We start from the raw sequence: 11,301 nt of genomic DNA on the forward strand, positions 1-11,301 counted from the left end.
TGACAATTTTCTGTGCACCGCTCCATCTTTCTTCGTTGCGGGTTTGCTCGCCTGGGTGGTTGTGCACTTTGCGGCGTCGATGCGGGCCTCGGTTCTGCTGGTCGTCACGCCCATTCTGTATTTTTGCTATTACTCCTACCAGGTTTACTTCAAGAACCTCGACAACGAGAAAAAGCATGCTGCCGAGATGGCGGACCTCTTTAATTCGACGCTGTCCACTCTGGCACTGGCTCTGGACGCAAAAGACAAAAACACCCACGGTCATATTCAGCGCGTGCAGAAATACTCGCGGGCGATCGCGGAGGCCATGAAGCTCAGCGACGAGCAAATCAAAGCCGTCGCCGCTGCGGCTCTGCTGCACGACATCGGCAAGCTGGCGATTCCCGAATACATTCTCAGCAAGCGCGGACCGCTGACTCCGGAAGAGATGCGGAAGATGCGCATGCATCCGCAGCTCGGCGCCGACCTTATTTCGAATATCAAGTTTCCGTATCCAGTGGCGGATTCCATCCTGGCGCATCACGAGCGCTTCGACGGCAGCGGCTACCCTAACGGTATCCGCGGGAACGAAATTCCGCACGGAGCGCGGATCCTCGCCGTGGCGGACGTTTTCGACGCCTACACCTCGGATCGCGTCGATTGCGAAGATACGGTGAACGATGCGATTAAAGCGTTGCGCGCGGGCGCCGGCACATTCTTCGATCCCGAAATTGTGAAGGTATGGGAATCGATTTATCGCGAAGTCGTTGCGTGGTCATCGTCAACTTCAACGGCCGCATATACCGGAATCCATCAGGCGACATCCGAGTTGAAGCTTCTGGAATCGCTCACGCATTCCATCGAGGGAATTACAGCCGTCGGGGAAATCGAGCTCGCCGTGCGCGCTCACCTGTCAAAGACGATTCCAGGCTGCACGGCATCGTTTGAGTCCGGCGAAGGAGAAGGCATTCCGGTCGTTTTTGGAAACAAGGTTGTCGCGACAATCTCTGTGGACCGCCGTGAAGTTCCGTTCAACGAAGAGGAAATGCGCTGGGTCCATGTCGTTGCGGAGAAAATCGCGCCGGTTCTCAGCAATGCGGTGGCCCTGGAAACAGCGCGCCGCGACGCAACCGTCGACAAACTGACGGGTCTGGCAAACCGCCGCGCTTTCGAAATGGTTACGGGAACACTGGGGCAGGATTTCTCGATTGTGCTGATCGACGTGAACGGATTCAAAGGCGTCAACGATAATTTTGGACACGCTGCCGGCGATGCGGCTCTCGCTCGAATCGGCGTCCATCTGCGCTCCGCATTCCCCGACGCGCAACTGACCTGCCGTTTTGGCGGCGATGAATTCCTTGTCCTGAGCCTGGTGGATCCGAAAGTCCTCCACATGCAGATTCGCAACTTCCGCCGGATGGTCGTCTGGGATCCGGCGCACGTGCGATATCGCAGATTTCTGTTCGGCGTGAGTTGCGGCCTGGCAACTGTTCCACGAGATGCGTGCGATCTTGAGCATGCGATGGAACGGGCCGACGAACGAATGTATGCAATAAAAGCCCGATACAAACAGTCGGCTTCGCACGGAGTCGCCGCAACGCATTAGGTTTATTGCTGATGGCCAATCCTGGCTTGACGTTGCTATCATATTGCACTTCATGAAGAGCGGCGACGATCTCCTGTCCTCATTTGACAGGTCCTGGAAAGAGTTCTCCGAAGCCTGGAAAAAAGCGCGGTCGAAGACCTCCGAAAAATCCATTCACGATCTCCGTGTCAAGACACGGCGATTCATTGCGGTATTGGAACTGGCGAACGCCTTGCCGGGCCAGGATGGGGTTGCCGGTCTGCAACGCCGTCTGAAGAAGGTCCTCAAACGCATGGGTCCGCTTCGAGATCTGCAGGTCCAGCTGGAAAATGTTTCTCAAATCCCGCAGGCGGCTGCTATTTCCGATTTCAAGAACCGTCTCGAACGCCGTGAGCGGCAGGAAATCAAGCGGATTCCGGACGAGTTGAAGCGCGGGACGAAACTTCGGCTGGCAAAGAATGTGAAGCATGTGCTCTCCGGGTTGGACGATGCAGGCCGGCCGGAGAATGGCCGCATCTTGCATTCGGTCGAACGTGTTATCGCGGCCCGCCGCAACGAATTCCTGAGAGCCGAGCGCCGCTTCCAGCGCGAACAGCCGGTGAACGAAGAGGCTTTGCATGACATGCGGATCGCCCTCAAAAAGATGCGCTATGTCGTGGAAGCAGCCTCACCGGTGCTTGGTCCGTCGGCAAAGCAGCGTGCCCGCCAGATGCGCATGTTTCAAAAGCTCATGGGCGACAGCCGGGACCTCGAGATGCTCCGCGCTGAGCTCGAGAAGTGGGCAAAGAAAAAAGGACGGAAAATCGCGATCGTGCCTGCGCTGGAACGCCTTGAGGAGAAGAGGCAGGGGTTGATCCGGAAGATCGTCACATCCGCGCCCAGATTCGACAAGCTATTCGGGACGGAACGCGCAAAACCGGTCGCCGAAACGACGCGAGCTGTGGACGCCCGCGTTCCCGCTTCTACGTCCTCGCGGCCTGAGAGTGGCGAACGTCCTGCCCCTCGACTAAAAAGATAACCATCTCTGGCGCTCGCGTTCCGGCATAAAGGAGGTGCTGCAAATCAGCTGAGCAACGTTTCAAATTTGTAACAACTTAGTGAAATTTGGACGAGATGAACGGCAAGACGATAGAAATGGCAATCAGAATGATGATGATCCATTCCATGACCTCCATCCGGCGGCTGACGACCTGGTCCGAGATCTTCTCATAGATGCTTTCGAGCGTTTCCAGTTTCCTGAGGATGCTGGCATCCCATTCCGTCAGGTGAAATCGTTCGGCGGTCAGCCGGTAAACGCGCGCCAGATACTGGTCGCCGAGCAGCTTCAGGGCGTTATTGACGCCCTCGAAAAGGATCGCGCTGTCGACCTGCCACTGCGAGATCTCGCGCAGGTCCGCGAGATTCGAGCGCGATGGAAACCATTTTCGGGAGCGTTTCAACAGCCTCTCGTAGGCGAGTCCAAGCGCCTCATCGAGACGCTGATCGAGAAACCGCATCTCGAGCAACTCCACGTTTGCAAACTCGAGGATTGTGAGAATGTCTTCAGGGTCTTTGTCGACCACCAGGGCGGCGTTCCAATCCACCAGGACAATGTCGTCTTTCCCGAATGAAATACGATGCGATAGCGCATCGCGCACTTCGTCTTCCGAGAGCTCACGCGCTTCCGCGCGCAGAATCTGCGCAAGCTGCTGGGCATAACCGCTGATCAGTTCGGCAATAGCGATCGCTTCGGTAAAGCCGTCGATTTGAAAAATGACGTAATCTTCGACGAATGGGGAAATGTTGGCCTTCGAAACAGCGCCCTGGATCACCTTGAGCAGATCTTCCACCCTTCGCCGCGAGTCGTGCAGAAGCAGCTCGTTTTCATACAGCCTCTCACTCAACGAAAGGAGGGCCGAACTATCGCCTGCGACGGCGACCCGGTAAATCACGCTCACCGCGCCGAAGTCGTAGACGATCAGGTCGACCTGCGGCTCGGTCGCGAATCTTTCGTCGAGACGCAGCGACTCGGCCTGCTGGCTGATGCCGAGCGGAGCAGGCCGGTAGTCGAAGTATTTCGGGGCGCGCCGCTTGTGTCTGATCGTTTCACGTTTTGCGGAAGTGAGCCTCCGTTCGGTCTCGCTCAGGTCGATCGACAGCCCGATGTCATAGGCGAAAATACTGAGACACCTTCCCCGCGAAATCGAAGCCATATGAAATCATTTCATCGGGTTGCACGGCATAGCAAGCATTTGCCCGCCTGCTTGTAACAAAAGAATCAACATTGTGTACGAAAACATTCATGAGCCGCCGCTAGAATCGAGCTTCGCTGGTCAGACTCGCGCCTATGACGAAGATATTATGATTGTAGTTCTGCTCCCCACCCACGACATGCCTGATGTCGCTGTGCATATTGCACCCCGCCAATTTCTCCTCGCACCTGGCATTGACGAAGCTGGTCTTCAGATCCGTCAGGTGATCGACCTGCCATACGATGTTTCCATGGACGGTGTCGATGCGGAACAGTCTGGTAATTCCATCCGCATTACCGCTGCCTTGGCCTAATCCCGGGAATGGGGAACCGAGGATTTTCCCTCTGGTTCCCCATTCTCATTAAAGACCCAGTTATCGGCTCTTGAAGAGGGGATTTAAGCCGCAGATTACGCGGATGACGCAGATGGGGGTGCATTCCAAGTCGTCTTCTTGCGCCCCCCATCTGCGTCATCCGCGTAATCTGCGGCTAAGCAACTTTGACGGAGCAATGATCATGGGCAGTATAGGTTAGGGCAGATAAAAACGCATCGAGGTCCACCACATATTGTCGACACCCCTGGCGTTGCCGCCGGGATTGGTCGCCCCGCCGGCGCCCGACCACAGATCGCGCTCCCAGCGGCTGTAATTGAGCCCCATCCGGAAGCGGCCCTTGGGACCATCGTAGAAGTTGTGCCAGAAGCCAGCGATGAGCTCCTGCGTGTCCTTATTGTTGCCGGCGCAAGTGCCGGTACCGGCGGGAGAAAAGCTGCCGCCAGGAACACCTTCTGTCGTACAGCCACTCATGTTGGCGCTGGGCAGGCCATAGCCCGACGTGCCGCTACTCTGAAGATTGCGGCCCACATAGTCAGCGCCGTAATTCACGTAGAGAGTCAACGGCTTAATGGGATTCACCTCGATCGTGCCCAGTGCCGACCACGTGTGCAGCAGGGCCATCGTTCCATTTGCTCTGAAGGTGGTATCCGCTATGGTCGAGTCGCCCATGCGGCCCGTGCCATCGCCGTAGAGCCCTTTCAGGCCGATGCTGAGCTTTTTTTTGGCCAACGGCACGCGGAAACCGCCGCCGATGCCACCTCCGGCCACTTTGTCGTTATACGCTCCGGCCGAGTTCGCGGGAGCATTTGGATAGACGCGGTTTCGGAAGGAGCGCTCCACGCCGAAGATTTCCCAGTGTCCCCAGCCAGGCTCGAAGGCCATTTTGACAACGAGCTCCGGGGCAAGGTTGAAGGAGTAGTTCGCGTTCAAGTTGTAGAGGCCGCCGCCCACGCCGGCGGAGCCGATGAACTGGTTCGCCGGTCCGCTGCCGCCGGGAAGAATCTGATCGTTTTCCAGCGAAAAACCGAACCAGAACTTATTGCTGACGTTCTTGGCGACACGGAAGCCGTACTGGCGGTTCCACACGAAGCCCGCCATGTACTGCGGGTCGATGGTGGCCGGCAGGATCTCGGTGGCGTTGTCCAGACCATGCGTGGTTTCCGTTGTCAGCGACCACATCTGGCCGCCGCTGATGTTCCAGCCGTTGGTGAAGGCTGCGCGCGCCCAGAGTTGCCGCTGGCGAACCACATAGCTGTTCGACTGGTTGGCGTTCGAAGTAGTGCCGGTGCCGAGCCAGTCCATCTCGTAGTATGCGGTCATTTCCACGTTGTTCAGCTTGCCGATACCCCTGAGGGCGATACGCGACTGACGGCCGGATCCGTAGAACTCGCTGGTCTGCGCCGACCCGGAGTGCTCCAGCGGAATGCCGGTGGGCGCTGTGTCGATGCCGCCGCCCGTGGCCCCCTGGCGCCAAACCGTCGCCGCTTCAATGAAGCTCCCGGCCGGGGTAATCGTGACGCCCTTGTAGTGCAACGCGTCGGGGGTCTCGACCTGCTTCCTCAGATCGTCCTGCGCGGTCTGGGGGGCCGGAGCGGCGGAAGGAACCCCGGGCTCCGTAGCGGAAGTGGCGGCGCCGGCGGCAGGCGCCGATGTTGCGTCGGTTGCGGTAGTCGCGCCAGCGGCGCCGTCCTTCATAGCCAGCTGTTGAACAGGCTGGCCGCTCTGGTTTTGCTGATCCTTAGCCGTTTTCTTCAACTGTTCGACTTGGCACTCGGCTGTCGGCGTCGTTCCCGCTTTTGAATCTTTACAATTGTCGAGGCCCGATTGGGCCGCGGCCCCAATCGGCAAGATTAGACTCAAAAAACATGGGAGCAGGTATCGTACTGCGGTACGTGTCATTCGAAGGCCTCCTATAGCTGTTTCATCGTGAAAAGCAGTGTTAAGAATTCAGTAAAAAGCGAACATGTAGGATTACGCGCAGGGAGTGACGTGATTTTCAATAAGTGGTTACAAATGTGTTACGACCGGTTTGAAATGTGTCCAGAGTGTGGTACTACGACGACGATACCACTCGCATTGCCGCCGCCCTAGCCTAATGCCAGAGATTCGGAAAACCGAGGATTTTTCCTTTGGTTCGCGGTTTTCAATACAAAACCCAGCCCTGTCGGTTGTAACAAAGAATTCATAAAGCCGTCATGGGTTGATAACGGTCGGTGTTTAGCCTACGCTCGCAGCCAGAACACGATCTGGAAATGCTTCTTACAGGATTTATTTACATCTGTAGGTTTGGAATAGGAGAGACGGTATGAGAAAGACAACTTTCGCGCAGATTGCTCTGCTCTGCATCATGGCGGCCGCAGCGGTGCTGTTCGCCGCCCCTGCTCAAACCGTGCTGATCAATGGCGCGGGAGCGACCTTCCCGGCGCCGATTTACACGAAGTGGTTTGATTCATATCACAAGATGTTTCCGGCCATGCAAATCAATTATCAGGCGGTCGGATCCGGTGGCGGAATCAAGGGGGTGACCGACGGGACGGTCGACTTCGGCGCCAGCGACGGGCCGATGTCGGATGATCAGCTCAAAGACTACCAGATGAAGCACGGCAGTCCGGTGCTCCACTTTCCGACAGTGCTCGGCGGCGTCGTCCCCACCTACAACGTCCCGGGCGTGACGCAGGATTTGAATTTCACGCCTGAAGCGCTTGCCGGAATCTTCCTTGGAAAAATCAAGAAATGGAATGATCCGGAATTGATGAAAGCCAATCCGGGAGTGAAATTACCCGCGACCGACCTTATCGTTGTCCACAGATCGGACGGCAGCGGCACAACGTACATCTGGACGGATTACCTCGCAAAGGTCAATCCGGAATGGAAAATGAAAGTCGGCGTGAACACCGCCGTCAACTGGCCTGTCGGTCTCGGCGGCAAAGGCAGCGACGGAGTCACCGGTCTGGTTAAACAGACGCCGAACTCAATAGGCTATGTCGAACTGACCTATGCCCTGACGAACAAAATGCCGTACGGCAAGGTTAAGAATCCGGCCGGCACGTTCCTGAAAGCGGATCTTGCCAGCGTCACCGCTGCAGCCGCGTCCGCGGCCAAGCAGATGCCTGCCGACTTCCGCGTTTCCATCACGAATGCCGCAGGCAAAGATGCATATCCCATCGCCAGCTTCACCTGGCTCTTGATTCCTTCCAAGATTCAGGATCCGGCCAAGAAGAAAGCGATCACCGATTTCGTTCAATGGATGCTCGGTGACGGCCAGAATATGGTCGAAGCACTCTCCTACGCGAAGCTCCCCAAAGAAGTCGTCGCCATGGAGAAGAAGGCTCTGTCGAAGGTTCAGTAAGTCCTCGTGAGCGACCCCGCCCAGCCCCGCCTGTGTCAGGGGGAGAGTTTACTGTCCCCCTGATACAGCTTTCGTTCTAGCGTAAAATACATATTTGGGTTATCAATGCCGGAAGAGAGATCCTGGGCACGGGATTGGCGAACTCCCTGGAGGGCCGACGTTTATGGAAAAAAAACCTTTAGCGGTGGTTGCATTGGCTGTCATCATTATTGTTGGAGGGGTCCTCGGCTACTTCCGATTGCGCGCTTCCATGACACCCGAGGCATCATTTGCGGCGGCGCGGAAATATTTCGCGGAAAAGAAATATCCCGAAGCTATCGTCAAACTCTTGAATGTGCTTCAAAAGCAAGGGCGAAACCGGGATGCCCGCTATCTCCTCGCTATGAGCTACCTCAACGAGGGCGATATCCGAGCGTCCGCCTCACAACTGAACACGCTTCTGGAGTCCGACCCCGATGATTTCGCCGCGAATCTGCAGTTGGGCGGCATATATTACTCGCAAGGAGCCAGGAACCCGAGTTTCTTTCGCCTGGCAACAGAACGAACCGCGCGGATCCTGTTGAAATCTCCGGACAACGTTGACGCCCTGGTCCTGGCGGGAAACGCGTTAGCCGGGATGCAGGACTATCCGGCCGCGATCAATCGTCTGGACAGGGCCGTCAAGGTTTCTCGAGAGCAGGCAGTTCCGCTGGTTAGTCTCGCGTTTGTGCAGATGCGGCAGGGTGACCTCGCCGAAGCCGGAGCGAACTTCCAGAAAGCGGTTGAACACGAACCCACAAACAAGCTCGCCCTGATTTCACTGGCCAATTTTTACGGGGCCACCGGCAAAATTCCGGAGGCCGCTGCGACCTACCAAAAGGCGCTTCAGGCTTTTCCAGCGGAGCGGGACGTGTATCTACCTGCCATTAGTTTTTACAGGCAAACCCAGCGCTTCGCGGATGTGGAAAAAACTCTGAAAAGCGCCGCGGAGAAGGCGCCGGGCGATCCGCAACCGTTGCTGGCTCTCGCTGATATCTATAATCAGAGCGACCGGCATTCCGATGCGCAGTCCTTGTTGACCGAACTCAAACAAAAATTTCCAGGCAATCTGGACGTCGCAGCCAATCTGGCGCTCAGCTCCATGCACGATCAGCCTGATGTTGCTCAAAGGGAGATAAATCAGATTCTGAAAGCGGACTCGAACAGCCCCCTCGGCAACACGCTGCTCGGGGAACTACAGTATTATACGAAAGACTACAAAGCGGCCGAACTCACGCTGGCAAAAGGCGGCGTGATAGACGGCCGGTACCCTCAGGCTCACTTCCTGCTGGGAGACATCGCGCGGAAGAAGGGAAACCTGTATGAGGCGCAGGGGCATTTTCAAAAGTCATTGGAAGCGGACGCGACCTACGTTCCCGCACACGTGGGCCTCGCGGAAATGTTTATGGCAAACGGCAGGTTACCCGACGCCCGGACCGAGGTGAACAAGGCGCTGGCACTTTCGTCCACGTATGTGCCCGCTCGTTTGCTGAACGCAACTTTGCACGTGCAGGAAAAGAAGTACGGCGAGTCGGACCAGGAATTCTCCGACCTGGCTCGTGACAATCCGCAGAATCCGGTTGTGTTTGAAAAAAGGGGTCTTTACTACCAGGTTCGCGGATCCACCGCGGAAGCGGAGAAGAGCTTCGCTCATGCTTTGGAGTTGGAGCCGAATTCCCAACCGGTCCTGCAGGATCTTGTTCAGTTTTACATTTCGGTAAAGCAGCCTCAACGAGCGATCGATAAACTCAACAGTATTCCCGATAATATGAAACAGGCATACCACTACGATTTGCTCGGCGCTGCCTATACCAATGCGGGCAAGCTGCCAGAGGCCGAGCAGGCGCTGAAAAAAGCTCTCGAAAAGGAACCCGGCCGCGTGGATACCAACTTTTACCTGGCCATGATCTATGACCGGACCGGAAAAGATGATGCTGCGTTGCAAGCGTTGGCGGCGGTATTGCGGGGGAATCCTTCGCATTCGGGCGCTTATACGTTCCAAGGGGGCATTTACGAGAAACAGAATAAGCTGGACGCCGCCAAACAGAGTTACACGGCAGCATTAAAGATCAATCCCAATGCTCCATTGGCCGCGAACAATCTTGCCTTCATTCTCCTGGAGGAGGGGCGCGATCTGGATGCCGCACTCGACTTTGCGCAGAGGGCCCGGAAGGGAGATCCGAACGACCCGAACTTTGCGGATACCCTGGGCTGGGTGCAACACACGCGCGGCAACAATACGATCGCACGCGAACAGCTTCGTTTTGCCGTCTCCAAGAATCCCGACAATCCGGTCTTCCAGTATCATCTGGCCATGGTCTATAAACAGGACTACCAGATGAAAGAAGCCGAGGCAGCCCTTCGAAAGGCCTTGAGCAACCCCAGGAACTTCAAGGAAAGATCTCTGGCAGCGGATGCGCTCAAACAGATTACGTTGAACTGAAATCAGACATTGGCATTCCCGCTGTAGGCGCGGTCATAGACGTGTGAATGAATTGGGTAATCCGGGACAAGCCCATATTTCCCCGCCTCGAAGGGGGGGCCCGCTGCGCCCTCCAAACAAATGCGACGCTACCTTGATCAGGGCGCAGCGGGAGAGGTCAGACACTGTTGCAACAAGAGACGGACCTGCCTGGGCGCGCCGAATAAAGCCCAGGCAGGGATACTGTGTTGTTCCAGATTGTTCCCATTCATTCACAGCTTCTTAGACAGCGCCTTCAGAAAAGCGAAAAGCCCAGAGAATCCTCTGGGCTTTTTCCGAAACTGCTGTTTTTTGACCCTACGGCAGAAATCTCTGCTTCCTCCTTGGTATGTACAGCAAGAGGCCCATCATAAGGATTCCTAGACCGAGCAATTGAATGCTTGCCGGTTCCGGCGTCGTTACCACGGACGAACAGCCCAACGCGACTGAGGCATTACTACCACTCGGTCCCACGACACCGTCGGTGCATACGTTAGGTGTCTCACCGGTCTTGGATGGCGAGTCGTGCGCGATTGTGACATCCAGCTGGCTATGGATCGCATTGGGGTTTGCAAAAGGGGACAAACCCAGGCTGCTCAGGGTCAAACTGATTTCATAAATAACCGGGAACACCCAAGTGCCGCAGCTGCCACCGACCTGATTGTTGGTCCCATTGCTGTTGTAAGTGGCATTGGGGCTGTTCGTATTAGCGGAGTTGCCATCAATATCGGGCGAGTTCGTCGTGGGCGCACCGCACGTATTATTGCCGGACGCTAAATCCCATTGGATCGACGTCGCGGCACCATCGAGAACTCCCGGAGACATCTTGGCGTTGTTGCTGCCATCTCCGCTGGAATTTCCCCCCGAGACGTAAGGGGCGTTCTGGGATACGTAATCGATATCCGAGTTGAATAATGTTGTGCTGCCCGACGTGATGACGAATGTCGCTTCGTCGCTTCCTGTTAGATCACTGAACTTGTGACCCTTGGCCCAACCAACTGCGTTGGTGCCATAACTGTTATCGACCACGCTCAGTGGTTGAGCGAACATGAGGTACAAATTGGTGGCGTCTGTTGCGACTCCCAGAATTCCCTGGTCGCAATTACCCTTACCGCAGCCAGAATCGCCGGGATTATTGTAATTCTCTGTAAAGAGTGTGTAGCCTTCGGTGTTGTTATAATCCCAGAAGCCATCCACGCTCACCGAGCTGGCAAAAATAGACATTGGAAATGCCATGAGCATTACCAAACAGAGTGAAATAACGTTACGAGTCGACTGTCGCATCTTGTCCCGCCTTTAGTGCAGTCGGATTTTGAACCCATTCTCCCATAGCACTTCTACTAC

At 56.1% G+C, this 11,301-nt stretch carries 8 protein-coding genes; 5 read left to right on the forward strand and 3 right to left on the reverse strand.

Annotation, left to right across the window (positions count from 1 at the left end):
• The coding region (locus VGK48_17290; GenBank protein HEY2382933.1) for an HD domain-containing phosphohydrolase at window positions 1–1,585 on the forward strand (1,585 nt) is incomplete at its 5' end.
• A 52-nt stretch (window positions 1,586–1,637) separates the two neighbouring features.
• A complete protein-coding gene (locus tag VGK48_17295; protein HEY2382934.1) occupies window positions 1,638–2,582 on the forward strand; it encodes a CHAD domain-containing protein in 945 nt (314 codons plus the stop codon).
• Window positions 2,583–2,658: 76 nt separating this feature from the next.
• Here VGK48_17295 and VGK48_17300 read toward each other — a convergent pair whose 3' ends face one another.
• Entirely contained in the window at window positions 2,659–3,756 is a 1,098-nt protein-coding gene (locus VGK48_17300) for a hypothetical protein (GenBank protein ID HEY2382935.1), read from the reverse strand.
• 73 nt (window positions 3,757–3,829) lie between these two features.
• Here VGK48_17300 and VGK48_17305 point away from each other — a divergent pair, with 73 nt between their 5' ends.
• Entirely contained in the window at window positions 3,830–4,108 is a 279-nt protein-coding gene (locus VGK48_17305; GenBank protein ID HEY2382936.1) for a hypothetical protein, read from the forward strand.
• A 216-nt stretch (window positions 4,109–4,324) separates the two neighbouring features.
• Here VGK48_17305 and VGK48_17310 read toward each other — a convergent pair whose 3' ends face one another.
• Window positions 4,325–5,884 (reverse strand): hypothetical protein, encoded by a 1,560-nt coding sequence (locus VGK48_17310; protein HEY2382937.1) that lies wholly within the window; start codon window positions 5,882–5,884, stop codon window positions 4,325–4,327.
• A 550-nt stretch (window positions 5,885–6,434) separates the two neighbouring features.
• Here VGK48_17310 and pstS point away from each other — a divergent pair.
• Both pstS and VGK48_17320 read left to right on the forward strand, forming a co-directional pair.
• Window positions 6,435–7,478 (forward strand): phosphate ABC transporter substrate-binding protein PstS, encoded by a 1,044-nt coding sequence (pstS, locus tag VGK48_17315; GenBank protein HEY2382938.1) that lies wholly within the window; start codon window positions 6,435–6,437, stop codon window positions 7,476–7,478.
• Window positions 7,479–7,641: 163 nt separating this feature from the next.
• Window positions 7,642–9,939, forward strand: coding sequence for a tetratricopeptide repeat protein (locus VGK48_17320; GenBank protein HEY2382939.1), 2,298 nt, complete (start codon window positions 7,642–7,644; stop codon window positions 9,937–9,939).
• Between the two features lie 336 nt (window positions 9,940–10,275).
• Here the strand turns inward: VGK48_17320 and VGK48_17325 are convergent, their stop codons facing one another.
• Window positions 10,276–11,181: a hypothetical protein gene (locus tag VGK48_17325; protein ID HEY2382940.1), complete on the reverse strand. Its 906-nt coding sequence runs from the start codon at window positions 11,179–11,181 to the stop codon at window positions 10,276–10,278.
• Window positions 11,182–11,301: the final 120 nt, after the last annotated feature.

It is taken from the genome of Terriglobia bacterium (assembly GCA_036496425.1).
GTDB lineage: Bacteria > Acidobacteriota > Terriglobia > 20CM-2-55-15 > 20CM-2-55-15 > 20CM-2-55-15.

Bases quoted from the DNA above. Each gene is read 5' to 3' on its own strand.
- VGK48_17300 (HEY2382935.1), bottom strand. From the start codon at position 3,756: ATGGCTTCGATTTCGCGGGGAAGGTGTCTCAGTATTTTCGCCTATGAC.
- VGK48_17295 (HEY2382934.1), top strand. From the start codon at position 1,638: ATGAAGAGCGGCGACGATCTCCTGTCCTCATTTGACAGGTCCTGGAAA.
- VGK48_17325 (HEY2382940.1), bottom strand. From the start codon at position 11,181: ATGTCTATTTTTGCCAGCTCGGTGAGCGTGGATGGCTTCTGGGATTAT.
- pstS (HEY2382938.1), top strand. From the start codon at position 6,435: ATGAGAAAGACAACTTTCGCGCAGATTGCTCTGCTCTGCATCATGGCG.
- VGK48_17320 (HEY2382939.1), top strand. From the start codon at position 7,642: ATGGAAAAAAAACCTTTAGCGGTGGTTGCATTGGCTGTCATCATTATT.